This is a genomic window from Salinivirga sp. (genome assembly GCF_055145285.1).
In genome coordinates this window covers 1-14,733 of record NZ_JBSRDC010000019.1, presented here as the reverse complement: position 1 = coordinate 14,733, position 14,733 = coordinate 1, and the positions used below count along the sequence as shown (strand labels likewise).

General features: G+C 44.3%; 13 protein-coding genes. 6 read left to right on the top strand and 7 right to left on the bottom strand.

What is annotated here, in order from left to right; translation table 11 throughout:
• Positions 1-294 precede the first annotated feature (294 nt).
• From ACTB0Y_RS03410 to ACTB0Y_RS03390, 5 genes are all read left to right on the top strand, one after another.
• Positions 295-1,191, top strand: a complete 897-nt coding sequence (locus tag ACTB0Y_RS03410) for a nucleotidyltransferase family protein (RefSeq protein WP_463205391.1) — start codon at positions 295-297, stop codon at positions 1,189-1,191.
• A complete protein-coding gene (locus ACTB0Y_RS03405) occupies positions 1,185-1,460 on the top strand; it encodes a LysO family transporter (protein ID WP_463205390.1) in 276 nt (91 codons plus the stop codon). The genes ACTB0Y_RS03410 and ACTB0Y_RS03405 overlap by 7 nt, the downstream gene beginning before the upstream one ends.
• 3 nt (positions 1,461-1,463) lie before the next feature.
• Positions 1,464-2,069: a LysO family transporter gene (locus ACTB0Y_RS03400; protein ID WP_463205389.1), complete on the top strand. Its 606-nt coding sequence runs from the start codon at positions 1,464-1,466 to the stop codon at positions 2,067-2,069.
• Between the two features lie 200 nt (positions 2,070-2,269).
• A complete protein-coding gene (locus ACTB0Y_RS03395) occupies positions 2,270-3,916 on the top strand; it encodes a phosphoenolpyruvate carboxykinase (RefSeq protein WP_463205388.1) in 1,647 nt (548 codons plus the stop codon).
• A gap of 109 nt (positions 3,917-4,025) precedes the next feature.
• Positions 4,026-4,517, top strand: coding sequence for a PaaI family thioesterase (locus ACTB0Y_RS03390; protein WP_463205387.1), 492 nt, complete (start codon positions 4,026-4,028; stop codon positions 4,515-4,517).
• A gap of 446 nt (positions 4,518-4,963) precedes the next feature.
• Here the strand turns inward: ACTB0Y_RS03390 and ACTB0Y_RS03385 are convergent, their stop codons facing one another.
• The 5 genes from ACTB0Y_RS03385 to ACTB0Y_RS03365 all read right to left on the bottom strand — a co-directional run bounded on the left by ACTB0Y_RS03385 (position 4,964) and on the right by ACTB0Y_RS03365 (position 11,531).
• Complete coding sequence (locus tag ACTB0Y_RS03385; protein ID WP_463205386.1) at positions 4,964-5,275, bottom strand: helix-turn-helix domain-containing protein; 312 nt, start codon at positions 5,273-5,275, stop codon at positions 4,964-4,966.
• A 6-nt stretch (positions 5,276-5,281) separates the two neighbouring features.
• Positions 5,282-5,617, bottom strand: coding sequence for a type II toxin-antitoxin system RelE/ParE family toxin (locus ACTB0Y_RS03380; protein WP_463205385.1), 336 nt, complete (start codon positions 5,615-5,617; stop codon positions 5,282-5,284).
• A gap of 219 nt (positions 5,618-5,836) precedes the next feature.
• The gene (buk, locus tag ACTB0Y_RS03375) at positions 5,837-6,937 is read right to left on the bottom strand and encodes a butyrate kinase (protein WP_463205384.1); all 1,101 of its coding nucleotides are present in this window, start codon (positions 6,935-6,937) and stop codon (positions 5,837-5,839) included.
• Positions 6,938-6,987: 50 nt separating this feature from the next.
• Positions 6,988-10,350 (bottom strand): methylmalonyl-CoA mutase family protein, encoded by a 3,363-nt coding sequence (locus tag ACTB0Y_RS03370; protein WP_463205383.1) that lies wholly within the window; start codon positions 10,348-10,350, stop codon positions 6,988-6,990.
• A gap of 38 nt (positions 10,351-10,388) precedes the next feature.
• Complete coding sequence (locus ACTB0Y_RS03365; protein WP_463205382.1) at positions 10,389-11,531, bottom strand: acyl-CoA dehydrogenase family protein; 1,143 nt, start codon at positions 11,529-11,531, stop codon at positions 10,389-10,391.
• 324 nt (positions 11,532-11,855) lie between these two features.
• Between ACTB0Y_RS03365 and buk (ACTB0Y_RS03360) the strand changes: the two genes are divergently transcribed.
• Entirely contained in the window at positions 11,856-12,935 is a 1,080-nt protein-coding gene (buk, locus tag ACTB0Y_RS03360) for a butyrate kinase (protein ID WP_463205381.1), read from the top strand.
• 178 nt (positions 12,936-13,113) lie between these two features.
• Here buk (ACTB0Y_RS03360) and ACTB0Y_RS03355 read toward each other — a convergent pair whose 3' ends face one another.
• Positions 13,114-13,701, bottom strand: coding sequence for an outer membrane beta-barrel protein (locus ACTB0Y_RS03355; RefSeq protein WP_463205380.1), 588 nt, complete (start codon positions 13,699-13,701; stop codon positions 13,114-13,116).
• A gap of 444 nt (positions 13,702-14,145) precedes the next feature.
• Positions 14,146-14,733, bottom strand: a 588-nt coding sequence (locus ACTB0Y_RS03350) for a Fic family protein (protein WP_463205379.1), incomplete at its 5' end; no start/stop codon positions are given.

Genomic DNA, 14,733 nt, shown 5'->3' with positions numbered 1-14,733 from the left:
TATAGGCCCGTGATCAAAATTAAGAAAAAACGAGCAATTTTACTTCATATTTGCAGAAAGGATTCATTGGTTTGTTTATCCTGAGCAAATTAGTGTAGCACCCTTATTTAATGCTTAAACCATTACATCATATGGCCAGCTTTGCACGTCTAAAGGTTTTGAATTATTTGATTCATGGCTTCGTATAGTTTTCGGCCATTGCATAATAACTATCAAAGCTTTTGTAAAATATTTCTTACATTTTATTCATTTTCTATACTTTTGCACCTGAGCACAACCAATTCATTAAAAACTATGAAGCAACCAACACTCATTATACTGGCAGCAGGTATGGGTAGCCGCTACGGCGGACTGAAACAGCTGGACCAAATGGGCCCCAACGGAGAAACCATTATGGATTATTCGGTGTACGACGCATTGAGAGCCGGATTTGGCAAAGTTGTATTTGTCATAAGAAAAGATTTCGAAACCGCCTTTAAAGAGCGGTTTATACAGAAAATATCAGATAAAATCGCCACAGACTACGTTTTTCAGGAGCTTACAGACCTGCCCGAAGGATTTGAAGTCCCAGAGGGAAGAACAAAACCCTGGGGTACGAATCATGCGGTTTGGGCAGCGAGAAATGCCGTAAATGAACCTTTCGCCGTCATTAATGCCGACGACTTTTACGGTGCAGATGCTTTCCAGGTAATGGCCCGCTATCTGAAAAATCTCACCAGCGACAGTACCAATTACAGCATGGTAGGTTATCCGGTAACCAATACCCTGTCCGACCACGGTACCGTAAACCGGGGCGTATGCAAGGTAGACGAAAGCAATCAGCTCGTTAATGTAACCGAACGCGAAGCCATTGGCTGGAAAAATGGCGAAATTGTCTCGGAAAAAGATGGCGAAAAAGTACCACAGGATGCACAGGTATCTATGAACTTTTGGGGATTTTCCCAATATTATTTCAAGCAGACAGGAGACGATTTCAGAGCTTTTCTTGAAGCAGAAGGCGATGAGCTGAAATCGGAATTTTACATACCATCAACCGTAACCAAACTCATTGAGCAAAACAAGGCCAGTGTAAAGGTGCTCGACACAACAGCCCAATGGTTCGGTGTAACCTACAAAGCCGATAAAGAAGCAACCATGAAACGTATTCAGGAAATGATTACACAAAATATTTATCCCGAAAAGTTGTGGTAACAGTATTGGTAATAATGACCGCAGGTACCCTGGTTGGGTATTTTTTGCGCAACCGACCTAAAATAATCCTGACCAACGATAAACTGATTATGGCGGCCGTGTTTGGTTTATTGTTCCTGATGGGTGTAGCCATTGGCAGCAACCCGACCATCATAAAAAAACTACCTGTGCTCGGCATGCAAGCTCTTGTTATCGCAGTGGTTGGCATAGTTGGTTCCGTGCTTGCAGGTGGTGTGGTTTATTATTTCTTTTTCCGGAAAAAATCCTGACCCATGCGCGCTACAATTTACATACTGCTATTTTTTGTGCTGGGCCTCTTGCTTAGCTGGCAAGGCTTTCTCCCGGATCATTTGCTCAAAAACGACTATTCGGTTTATGCACTCTACATTTTAATGTTTCTTGTAGGTATCAGCATTGGCGCAGATTCCAGTGCATTTAAGATCATCAAACAGGTGAAACTTAAAATTCTGCTGGTGCCGCTTTCCACCATTGTGGGAACCTTTTTGGGTATGCTCATCATAATGCCATTTTTGCCCGAAATAAAATTCATGGATCTTCAGGCCATTGGCGCCGGCTATGGTTATTACAGTCTCTCAAGCATTATTATTGCTGAAATGCGCACAGAAACCCTTGGCGTAATTGCCCTCATTGCCAATGTAATCCGTGAAATATTAACCCTGATCTTCACCCCCATACTGGCAGCAAAAGCCGGTAAACTGGCCCCTATAAATTCGGCCGGGGCTACTTCAATGGATACCACCCTGCCGGTTATCACACGATATGTTGGAAAACAATATGCCATTATTTCCGTATTTCATGGCACAGTGCTTACCATACTCGTCCCGGTTGTAGTATCGCTTTTCCTGGAAATCAACTAATCTGATCCAACATAGCCCTGGCAAAGGCGGATAAACCTGAAACATACATATCAAATTAAAACATTAGTACCCTTTAAATGTTAGCCGATTATATTTACTTTTGCACAATACAAAAATTTAGATAAAATAGGGTATTATTGTATCTAAATATCTATTTTTGTAGGTATATCAACATAATATTGTAATCAAAATAAGCTGTTATGAGTACATCTTTTCAAAACCAACTGGACGAAATGCTAAAACGGCACCAGTCGGTTGAATCTAATCCAGAACGTAAGTCGCTAATTCGCCAGTCGTTAGACCGCAAAGAAGCCATCACCATGCAAGGTGGTGCACTTGCAACCTGGACGCGGCCCGAATCTACCGGACGGAGCCCGAAAGACACTTACATTGTAAAGCACGATGCAACGGCAGACACCATCGACTGGACATCGCCCAATAATGTTCCACTCGACCCGCAAACGTTTGATATGGTGTTTGAGGATGCTTTGGCAACCTTAAACAAGGGTAAGGCTTATATGTCTGACCGTGTAATTGGTGCAGATTCAAAATATGCTCTACCTGTAAAAACCATTGCAAACAAAGCGCTTTCGCAGGTTTTTGTAGATAACATGTTTCGGGAGGTACCCGAGGATATCAATAAAAGTATTTTTGCCGAGCGTGGTTTTACCATTTTGGCACTGCCCGACAACAAGCTAAACCCCGAACGCTACACAGGTCGTTTGCGTGAAATGCCCGATGGCACTACCTCAAACATGTGTGTAGCCATGGACTTCGACCGCCGGGTCGGTATCGTATTCGGTTCAGCTTACATGGGCAGCATTAAAAAGCTCATGTTTACCGTAATGAACTACTATCTGCCACTCGAAGGTATTTTACCATTGCACTGCAGCGCCAACGAAGGCAAAGACGGCAGCTCCGCACTGCTCCTCGGATTGTCAGGAACCGGTAAAACAACCCTGTCGGCAGATCCTAAACGTGCCCTCCTGGGCGACGACGAACATGGCTGGAGCGAAGATGGTATTGCCAACTTCGAAAATGGATGTTATGCCAAAATGATTGACATCAAAGAAGAAAACGAGCCCGAAATCTGGAATGCTGTAATGCACAAAGATGAGCCGCTGGACCATGGTTCTATCGTGGAAAATGCCATGGTTTACCCCGATGGCACGGTAGACTACTTCGACGATCGTCTCACACCAAACAGCCGCGCATCATATCCGCTCAAATATTTATCCAATATTAAGCCGGCCTCCACTTCAGGACATCCCAAAACCATTCTCTTCCTCACAGCCGACGCTTATGGCGTATTGCCTCCGGTATCGCAACTCAACGCTGACCAGGCCATGTTGTGGTTCCTCATGGGCTACACCAGTAAGCTGGCCGGCACAGAAACAGGCGTAACCGAGCCACAAGCCACATTCAGTCGTTTCTTCGGACAGCCATTTATGCCGGGTAAACCCAGTGTTTACGCTGAGCAGCTGGGCGATAAAATGAAACAATACAACACCAAAGTTTACCTGATTAATACCGGTTGGAGCGGTGGTAAATATGGTGTGGGAGCACGTATAAAGCTTAAATACACCCGTGCTATGGTCGATGCTGCATTAAACGGAGAACTGGAAAATGCAGAATATGTGAAAAATGATATTTTCCACGTAAACGTGCCTAAATCTGTGTCGAATGTGCCCGATGAAATGCTGATACCAAAGAATACATGGGCAAACAAAGCCGACTACGACGCCACAGCTGAAAAGCTGGCTCAGAAATTTTGTGACCATTTCGACAAAGCCTACGGTTCACACGGACTGAAAGAAGATATTGTGAAATCATGTCCCGGAAAATAATCAACAGAATAAACAGAATAAAGAGGGTTGCCGCAAAACAGCCCTTTTTTTATGTCTTTTAAACGAAATGCCCCCTAACCTGTTATGTAATCAGATAAACATCAGCATTATGGAAATAAAAGCCTTTCAGGAATATTACCCCGACCATCTCAGCCATTGCTATGGCTGCGGAACAATGAACGAGCACGGTTACCAGATTAAAACCTATTGGGATGGTGACGAAACAGTAACCCGATACAAACCAAGACCATATCAAACTGCTATTCCCGGCTATGTGTACGGTGGATTGCTGGCTTCGCTGATCGATTGTCATGGCACAGGTTCAGCCTCCGCGGCGATGTACCGCAAAGAAAACCGCCCCATGGACACCGAACCATCTTTCCGCTTCCTTACCGGAATGCTTAACGTGAAATACATCAAACCCACCCCCATCGATACTACATTGGAAATACGGGGTACCATACGTGAAATAAAAGGTAAAAAAGTAATTGTTGATGTGCGGGTGCTGGCCAAAGGTGAAGTTACGGCCACAGGAGAAGTCGTAACAATTCAGGTGCCCGACCGCTACATTAAGGACATTATTGAAAAGGGGAATGGCTGAAAACGATTTCCAAACATCCAAAATCTATGTTTTGCCCCGGGACAGGTTAACCCGGCCTTTCAGGCCGAAAGAAAGGTCAAATATTGAAGTGAAAATAGTTAAAACCGCGTTGTACCAGGTCGGGGTGTGAGTTCGCAAATAAATAACATAAAAAAAAGCTGTGAAACGACTCATTAATTTAATCACACCGCGACTCGCCAAAGTAAGAACCGTAAATGATCTAATACAACGGCCATTTCGATTCTCACAACCAAACGCACAAGCCACTCAATGGCCTTCGGAGGAGCAATTAGCAAAACGTAGAATTCAAGATCTAAGATCGTTGTGGCGTTGAAGCGAAGGCCTTACTTGAAATGACCGTTCAAGCTACACAAAGCCAAAATTGAAACCTCGAACATACGTAAACACACATACTGCCTTTTTACGCCGCGGTTACCAGTTGTTGTTTATGCTATCTCCAATTTGTCGGAATCAAAATTAACGGTCATTTTAACCGTTGCTTTCAATGCTTCAAAAACTCTTAAAATCGTCGAGAATCGAACATCCTTTGTGTTATTTTCAATCTTAGAAATCTGTGCTTTCTGTACGCCAACAAGTCGTCCGAGTTGTTCTTGAGTCAGTTTGCGTTCTTTTCGGGCTTTTTTAATCATATCGCCCAATATGTCCAGTTTTAATTCAAATTCGAACTGATCACGCTCTTTAGTTCCTTGTTTCCCGATATATTTATCTGTCAGGTTTTCAAGTGAATATGTTTTCATAGTCGGTTACTTTTTAGTTGATAAATATTCCTCTCTTAGTCTCTCTGCTCTATCAATCTCTTTTTTTGCGGTTTTCTGCGTTTTCTTTATCAGTCCGTGTGTCGCAATTACCAGTGTTGATTTGTCGTCACGTTTATCCCAAAATGCGAATAGTCTAATTTGCTTTGTCAAAAACTTTGTCCGAAACTCCCAAATATTTCCTTTTAACTTCTTAAAAAGTTCGGGGTCATTTATTTCTCTAGATTTCCAGATATTGAAAAGAACCTTTTTTCTTGACTTGTCATCCAAATTGTCCATAAAATCTTTGGCAGGTTCAAGAAATTTAACGTCAAACTTTTTCATTCACTAGTTTTTACGACAAAGACAATAAAAAGTTTCCTTTTAGGGAAATAATAATAAGGCGGTGAAATTTTGCTGCAATAACTGGCATTTAGAATCTAATACAACGGCCATTTCGATTCTCACAACCAAACGCACAAGCCACTCAATGGCCTTCGGAGGAGCAATTAGCAAAACGTAGAATTCAAGATCTATGATCACATATCCATGATCTAAGACCCATTACCCCTGATATTCTTTCACCGCTTCTTCGCCATTAATTACCGCAACACCCTTCATGGCAAGGGTTTCAATATCATCAGAACCGGGATAGAGTACGATTTTACCGAAATGCTCCACCCTATCCACAATTTTTTTCACTAACCACTCACTATTGGCCATAGGCCCGGTAATGATAATGGCATCGACCTGACCATAAAGCACAGCATACATTGAGCCAATGGTTTTGGCCACCTGGTAACCCATGGCACCAAATATTAATTCAGCCTGTTTATCACCTTTGGTTACCATTCTATCCACATCAATACCGCGTGGTGTGCCAAAATGTGCAAAAAGGCCACCTTCATGACTTACTCTTTTAAGCATTTCATCTTCGGTATATTTGCCACTGTAGCAGAGTTTAATTAAATCTCCGGTGGGCAAACTTCCGGCACGAATTGGTGAGAAAGGACCATCGCCATCGTAACCCATGTTTGCATCAATGACCCGGCCTTTGTTGTGCGCACCTACCGTAATACCGGTTCCCAGGTGGGCAATAATAAGGTTCAGATCTTCGCACGCTTTATGTATAGATTTGGAATAGCGGCAAGCTGCCTGCTTTTGGTTGAGTGCATGAAAAATCGATCTTCTTTCTATTTCCGGGAGCCCAGTAACCCTGGCCACGTCATCATATTCATCCACCACCACCGGATCAGCTATCACGGCTTTGGCCCTGGGCAAATCCGATGCAATGGCATCTGAAATTAATCCACCCAGATTTACTATATCGGAGCCCTGCACAGAATTATACAAATCATCTTTCACCTTTTTATCTACAGCATAAATACCCGACTTTACCGGCTTTATGAGGCCGCCACGACTAATCACTATCCGTATATTATCCACATTCACATCATTCTCTTTGAGTTGTTTAATGATGGAATCTTTTCGGAGTTGTGTCTGATCCTCGTATTTTGAAAACTGCTCTAAATCCGCTTCAGGATGGCTAATTTTTTTTAAAAAAATAAGTTTGCTGTTATTATACACTCCGATCTTCGTAAATGGAACTCGTGGATTTACCACCAATACCAGATTGTCAGCAGAATAATCAGTTTTAAAATTCATATGCTATAGGTTTAGAGGATTATAAATTTGTATAAATATAAAAAATATGTCTACATGTTGCGTCTGTATTCCCCACCAACTTCGAATAAAGCATTGGTAATTTGACCTATTGAACAGTATTTGGTGGCCTCCATCAGGTATTCAAAAGTGTTTTTATTCTCCAGCACAGCCGTTTTGAGTGCGCTAAGCATATCTTCAGCTTTTTGGCTGTTCAGTTTATGAAACTTTTTGATATTTTCAATCTGATGTTGTTTTTCTTCCTCGGTTGCTCTGATCACTTCATTGGGTAAAATGGTGGGTGAACCGCTTGAAGAGAGAAAAGTGTTCACGCCCATGATGGGCAGTTGACCATTGTGTTTTAATGCTTCGTAATGGTGCGATTCATCCTGTATTTTGCCGCGCTGATACATCGATTCCATGGCTCCGAGCACACCACCGCGGGCGGTAAGCCGGTCAAATTCGGTCAGCACAGCTTCCTCTACCAAATCTGTCAACTCTTCGATAATAAATGCGCCCTGCAGCGGATTTTGATTTTTGGTCAGTCCGTACTCGCGGTTAATGATCATTTGAATGGCCATAGCCCGCCGCACCGACTCCTCCGTGGGTGTGGTAATGGCCTCGTCGTAGGCATTGGTGTGCAACGAATTGCAGTTGTCGTAAATACCAGAGAGGGCCTGCAGCGTGGTACGAATATCGTTAAACTCAATCTCCTGCGAGTGCAATGAACGGCCGGAGGTTTGAATGTGGTACTTCAGCTTTTGCGACAGGGCATTGCCCTTATACTTATGTTTCATGGCTTTGGACCATATGAGTCTGGCCACACGACCAATCACCGAGTATTCGGGATCGAGGCCGTTGGAAAAGAAAAACGACAACCGCGGTGCAAAATCATCGATGTGCATGCCGCGCGACAGGTAATATTCCACAAAAGTAAAACCGTTGGCCAGCGTAAATGCCAGTTGGGTAATGGGATTGGCTCCGGCCTCGGCAATGTGATAGCCCGAAATAGAGACCGAATAGAAATTTTTCACGTTATGATCGATGAAGTATTGCTGAATGTCGCCCATCATTTTCAGGGCAAAGTCGGTGGAAAATATACAGGTATTTTGCGCCTGATCTTCCTTCAGGATGTCGGCCTGAATGGTACCGCGTACTTTTTGCACGGTATCAGCTTTGATAGCGCTATACACATCTGCCGGCAGCACCTGGTCACCGGTTACGCCAAGTAAGCGCAGGCCCAGTCCATCGCTATCTTCCGGCAAATCGCCGAGATAGGTTGGCGGTTCAATACCGTTATCTTTATAAATTTTATCAACCTTTTGTTTGACCTCTTGCTCCATACCCTGCTCCACAATGTATTTTTCGCATTGCTGATCAATGGCAGCATTGAAAAAATAACCCACCATAAAGGGCGCCGGACCGTTGATGGTCATAGAGACCGATGTGGCCGGATCGAGCAGGTCGAACCCGGAATAAAGTTTCTTGGCATCATCGAGGCAGGCCACAGAGACGCCTGAGTTACCGATTTTACCGTAAATATCGGGCCGCATGTCAGGATTGGAGCCGTACAAGGTTACCGAATCGTAGGCCGTAGAGAGGCGTTTGGCTTTTTGGTCTTTCGACAGGTAATGGAAACGTTTGTTGGTGCGTTCGGGACCACCTTCACCGGCAAACATGCGCGTCGGGTCCTCAAATTCACGTTTGAACGGGAACACCCCGGCTGCATAAGGAAATTCGCCGGGCACATTCTCCTTCTGCACCCATTTTAAAATATCGCCCCACGCCGTATATTTAGGTAAAGAAACCTTGGGAATGCGGGAGTGCGAAAGGGTTTCCACATGGGTTTCGACCTTAATATCTTTACCGCGCACCTGGTAGGTGTAGTGTTCATTTTTGTAGCTTTGTTTCTTGTCTTCCCAGTTATGGAGGATGTCCATATTTTCGCTGCCCAGTTGCTTTTTCAGCGCTTCAGCCTTTTCGTTCAGTTGGGTTTTGATATTTTCCTCGGCAGACAATTCTTCCACGGCTGTGAGCAACGACTGCAGTCGATTGGCCACCCCTGCGTGCTCCTCCACCTCGTGGTTATAGTTGCGTATAGTTTCGGTTATTTCTGAAAGGTAGCGCACCCGGTTCGAGGGAACAATCTCCTGGTTGTTGTGGCTGATGCGCAAATCTTTTTCGTTTGCAGGAAACCGGAACGCTGTTTTTTCGCTGATAATGCGCGTAAGTTCACGGAACAGAATGTTGACCCCTTCGTTGTTGTATTGCGAAGCAACGGTGCCGTAAACAGGCATATTCTCCAAAGGCTCCTCAAACAGCATATGGTTACGTTGGTATTGTTTTTTGATGTCGCGCAGGGCATCCAACGCGCCTTGTTTATCGAATTTATTGAGCGCCACAATATCGGCATAATCGAGCATGGCGATTTTTTCCAGCTGTGTGGCAGCGCCGTACTCCGGGGTCATTACATAAAAATACACATCACTTTGGTCAATAATTTCCGTGCCTGACTGCCCAATGCCTGAGGATTCCAGCAAGATGATGTCGAAACCGGCATATTTGAGAATCTCTACGGCATCTTTCACATGGGAAGATAGTGCCTGGTTCTGGCTCCGGGTGGCGAGAGAACGCATGTACACGTTGGGGTGGTTTATGGCATTCATGCGTATGCGGTCACCAAGTAGGGCGCCGCCGCCCTTGCGCCTCGTAGGATCAACTGAGACAATCCCCACATTGAAATTCGGATATTTATCATTGAAGCGGCGAATGATTTCATCCACCATAGACGATTTTCCGGCTCCGCCCGTACCGGTCATCCCGATTACCGGCGCTTTGGATTTTTGGGCTTCACGCCTTACCTGCTCCATCAATGCCCCGGCTTCATCGGGGTAATTCTCCACTTTAGAGATCAGCGATGCAATGGAGTATTGTTCACGTTTTTTAACCTGCTCCAGGTCCACACCATTGTTCCCCAGCGGGAAGTCGCTCTGTTGTATAAGGTCGTTAATCATACCCTGAAGGCCCATCTTACGACCATCATCGGGTGAATAAATGCGTGCTATACCGTATTGATGCAGGGCCTCCTGCTCTTTGGGCAAAATTACACCACCGCCACCGCCAAAAATCTTAATGTGCGGGCAACCCCGTTCCTGCAACAGATCGTACATGTACTGGTAAAACTCCATGTGCCCGCCCTGATAGGAGGTAACAGCTATGGCCTGTACATCTTCCTGTATGGCGTAGTTCACAATCTCATCTACCGACTTATTGTGGCCCAGATGTATTACCTCGCAGCCGCTCGACTGCAAAATTCTGCGAATGATGTTAATAGTGGCATCGTGTCCATCGAACAACGATGTGGCTGTAATAACCCTGATCTTGTTGGTTGGTGCGTACACCTTACTTTTCTTCATAACACTTACTTCTTTATTCTTCACTACTTACACCGATTTTAGGCATTGGTGATGGCGCGGGAAATAACAATTTTTTGTATCTCAGACGTACCCTCATAGATTTGTGTAAGCTTGGCATCGCGCATCAGGCGTTCCACATGATATTCTTTCACATAGCCGTAACCTCCGTGAATTTGCACGGCTTCGGTAGTGATTTGCATGGCTTTTTCAGCACAGGCGAGCTTGGCCATGGCGCTGGCTGTGCCAAAAGGCTTACCGTTGTCTTTAAGCCACGCAGCCTTGATCGCCAGCAGACGCATCATTTCAATGTCGGTGGCCATATCGGCCAGTTTAAAGGCTATGGCCTGGTGATTGATGATTTCGGTACCGAACGCCTTACGCTCTTTGGCGTATTTGAGGGACAGCTCGTAGGCACCCGATGCCAGGCCCAGCGCCTGCGCTGCAATACCCAAACGACCAGCTTCCAGGGTTTTCATGGCAATTTTAAATCCCATGCCATCGTCGCCCAGCCGGTTCTCTTTGGGTACTTTTACATCGGAGAACATCACCGAGTGGGTATCGGAACTTCGCATGCCCATTTTATCTTCATGCTGACCCGGACTGATACCTTCGGCATGGCGATCAACAATAAAGGCATTGATGCCCTTGTGCCCTTTATCCGGGTGGGTATGTGCAATGACCACATAGGTGTCGGCTGAGTTGCCGCTGGTAATCCAGTTTTTGGTACCGTTGATCACATAATGGTCGCCTTTATCTTCAGCTATGGTGCGCTGTTTGGTGGCATCGGAGCCGGCTTCGGGTTCCGACAGCAAAAATGCACCCAACTTATCGCCCCGGGCTAAAGGTTTCAGATATTTTTCTTTTTGCTCCTCGTTGCCGTATTTTTCTATGGGAAAACATACCAGAGAGTTGTTCACCGACATAATCACGCCCAGCGATGAGTCTACTTTGGATATTTCTTCTATTGCCAGCACGTAAGAAACGGTGTCCATGCCGGTGCCATCGTATTGCGGATCGACCTGCATACCCATAAAGCCCAACTCGGCCAGTTTTTTTACGTGTTTTTCTGGAAAAATGGCGTGGGTATCACGCTCAATCACATCCTGTATAAACTCCTTCTGGGCAAGGTCCCTTGCGGATTGTTGCGCCATGATTTGCTCTTCGGTGTATTCAAAATGCATAGTAATTTAGTTTTAGTGATTAAAAATCCTCCCCGTAAAATCATCCCCGGTAAAAATATATTTGGTTATACAAGTTAAAAAAATCGAATCAATAATAAAAGCATATACATATATTAATTTGTTTTTGTATAATATTTTGTATATTCAAAGCACTTTTAATTACTTAACTAAAATCCTGAACAAAAGTTGACCTAAAAGTCTTTTATCTTACGAGTCACCAAAGACAGTTTTTATTGAACCTCTGCAATAGCAGGATAAGCGAAAGATTGATAACACTATATTTTTTACACTGCGATAAAACATTAACAGGCAAAAAAACAAATTATGCAAAATGAGGTTGTTATAGTCATTAACCCGGGTTCCACATCCACAAAAGTTGCCTTTTACGACCGTGAAGGTGAGCTTGACGCCAAATCTATCACGCATACGCAAAGCGAGCTGCAACAATTCGAAAAAATTGCCGACCAGATAGATTACCGTTATAACGTTTTAATACCTTACATTGAAGATTTTATGCGCAACACCAACTACAAAGTGATTGGTCTTGTGGGGAGGGGCGGCATTGTGAAGCCCATTGAAGGCGGTACTTACCGTATCAACGAGGCATTTCTGAAAGATGCCCGATCGGGCCATTACGGCGAGCATGCCTCCAATCTGGGCAGCTTGCTGGCAGATAAGCTGAAAGATGCATTTAATTTGGAGCATTGCTACACGGTAGACCCGGTATCGACCAGCCGGCTGAGTGAGGTAGCCAAAATATCGGGTGTGCCGGGCATTGTGCGCGATGGCCGGGCCCACACACTGAATGTAAAGATGACCGCCCGCAAACTCTCCAAAATGTATCAGGCACCCTTCAGGGATTCGGCCTTTGTGGTAGCGCATCTCGGTGGTGGTATCTCCATTGCACTGGTCAGCAGCGGCCGCATTGTGGATGTAAATGACGGCCTGCTCGGAATGGGGCCCTTCTCTCCTAACCGGGCCGGAGCACTCCCCTTGCGTGGTGTAATGAAATTATGCTACAGCAAACCAGAGCCGGAAGTAAAAAAACTACTCTCACAAAACAGCGGTTTTAAAGCCTACCTTGGCACCACTGATGTACGGGAAGTGCTTAAAATGGTGGACAACGGCGATAAAAAAGCCGAACTGATTTACAATGCCTTTGTGTACCAGGTAGCCAAGGAGATTGGCGCCTGCTTTGCTGCCTCCAAAGGCCGCGCCCAGGCCATTGGCATTACCGGCGGCATTGCCCACAGCAAACGATTCGTCGAAGACCTGGAGACATACGTGGGCAACCTGACCGATTACCACGTGTTTGCCGGCGAAAGCGAGATGGAAGCGCTGGCCGAAGGTTTTTTCAGAGCGTTCGACGGCACAGAAGATATTTTAGAATACCCGGGAGAGTGAGTTTGGAGTTTGAGTGAGGAGTGTGAGAAGTTGAGTGTGGGTGAAGAGTGTGAAAAAGAAATAGGCTTATTCAAAAAAGTGTTGTGCGAGCCCGGAAAAGCTGGCACGGGAAAACCGGAAATGGCAATAAAAGAGCGGTGGGCCTGCTTTTGCACCAAAACCCGCTCAATTAAAACTTTCAAAATTTGCGAATTACTCCTACCCTAATGGCAATGTATTGATAATCCAGGGTCGTTGAAATACCTTCGAAATCCATATCGCGGCTCAGCGCATTAAACTTGACACCCGGATTCAGGCTCCAGTTTTCACCCAGATTGAAATTCAATCCTCCGGCTACCTGAAAACCTAATCCGTGCCCGGTATCATGAATAATTTCGCCATCGGCATTTTCGATCTCAATATGGTTATACAAGCCGGCGCCCCGCACGTAATAAGAAAACGGATAATCGGCTATGGGATGCATAAACTGCAAACCAAAAACATAACCCGTTTCTTCGAAACAGACATCATTGCCGGCAAAGGAGTTATTGGCTGAAAGTTTGTTCCAACCCCAACCGGCATAAACGCCCAGGTGCGGCATAAAGCGATAGTGTAAAAGACCCTCAAATCCTGCTCCGGGATTCAGTTTGGTCTCCCCGATTTCTTTCACAGGAAAGGCTGCCCCGGCGTTAAATTCAACACTAAATTTTTTCTTACTTTTTTGAGCCAATGCGCCCAACGTTAAAAGTGCAAACATGCTTGTAATAACTAATACTTTTGATTTCATCTTTCTGTAGCTTTTAGGTTATTAATAAATCTGATGACACAAAAGTATGCAGCCTGCACAACGTGGTAAATTAAAACCCGACGAGGGGTGCATATCCATGTACTGAGCCTGCATTTATCTGGCATGAATATGGAAAGTGTATCGATACACACGATAAAACTTAAAATCCGTATACTTAAAAGGCAAAAAGTTTATTAGTCACCAGGGGAAGACTCTAAAACTGTTCGGAGGAGGTTGCTTTGTGAAATTGTTAGCGGCGTTCGCGGTTATGAAGCGAAGGCCTTACTTGTAAAAATCTCTCAACTTCACAGAGCCAAAACTTTGTTTTACAAATTTACATTTTTAAACGTCAAAACGAAGTTTTGGCGGTGTTAAATAAAATTTCGAACACACGAAAACACACTTAATGCCTTTGCTTTATGAACCGCTGTTGTGCAAAGTGCTTTAGAACATGAGGTTAAATCCTCTATCTTTCTTCTTGTACTTGCTGATCTCTGCTTTATAAAACTTAATCTGTTGTTGACAAACAAAATCTCTAAAAATCGAAATATCCTCCAATTCTTCTGTTTTGTTTAACGCATTGATATAATCAGCTCGATCTTCTGTAAATATTTTAATCAATGGTTCGTCATGGTAAAGTTGAATATAATTCATCATTAATCTCGAAGTTCGTCCATTTCCATCACCAAAGGGATGAATGTTGACCAAGTTGTAATGAAAATCTGCAGAAAGTTTAATGATATCATTTCCTGAAACATCGTCAATTCGTTTGTTAATATTATCCACTAAGTTCCCTAGAAGACTTTCCATTTTAGAGTAATCAGGAAAATATTTTTTATCAACGTATACTTGCGCTTTACGCAAATCACCTTGTGATGTATCAAATGAGCCAGAAATTGTATTAATTGGATAATCTGATTCGATTTGTGCCACCATTTCCGGAGTGGTTTGTGCCACTAATTCCGGTTCAAATTGTGCCACTTTTTGGGCGCGCGCAATTTTAATTCGGATTCGTTTTGTGCCAGTTTTATG

What these genes read in the sequence shown, in the direction of transcription:
- ACTB0Y_RS03410 (WP_463205391.1), top strand. Translation starts at nt 295, where the DNA reads ATGAAGCAACCAACACTCATTATACTGGCAGCAGGTATGGGTAGCCGC.
- ACTB0Y_RS03400 (WP_463205389.1), top strand. Translation starts at nt 1,464, where the DNA reads ATGCGCGCTACAATTTACATACTGCTATTTTTTGTGCTGGGCCTCTTG.
- ACTB0Y_RS03395 (WP_463205388.1), top strand. Translation starts at nt 2,270, where the DNA reads ATGAGTACATCTTTTCAAAACCAACTGGACGAAATGCTAAAACGGCAC.
- ACTB0Y_RS03390 (WP_463205387.1), top strand. Translation starts at nt 4,026, where the DNA reads ATGGAAATAAAAGCCTTTCAGGAATATTACCCCGACCATCTCAGCCAT.
- ACTB0Y_RS03385 (WP_463205386.1), bottom strand. Translation starts at nt 5,275, where the DNA reads ATGAAAACATATTCACTTGAAAACCTGACAGATAAATATATCGGGAAA.
- ACTB0Y_RS03380 (WP_463205385.1), bottom strand. Translation starts at nt 5,617, where the DNA reads ATGAAAAAGTTTGACGTTAAATTTCTTGAACCTGCCAAAGATTTTATG.
- buk (WP_463205384.1), bottom strand. Translation starts at nt 6,937, where the DNA reads ATGAATTTTAAAACTGATTATTCTGCTGACAATCTGGTATTGGTGGTA.
- ACTB0Y_RS03370 (WP_463205383.1), bottom strand. Translation starts at nt 10,350, where the DNA reads ATGAAGAAAAGTAAGGTGTACGCACCAACCAACAAGATCAGGGTTATT.
- ACTB0Y_RS03365 (WP_463205382.1), bottom strand. Translation starts at nt 11,531, where the DNA reads ATGCATTTTGAATACACCGAAGAGCAAATCATGGCGCAACAATCCGCA.
- buk (WP_463205381.1), top strand. Translation starts at nt 11,856, where the DNA reads ATGCAAAATGAGGTTGTTATAGTCATTAACCCGGGTTCCACATCCACA.
- ACTB0Y_RS03355 (WP_463205380.1), bottom strand. Translation starts at nt 13,701, where the DNA reads ATGAAATCAAAAGTATTAGTTATTACAAGCATGTTTGCACTTTTAACG.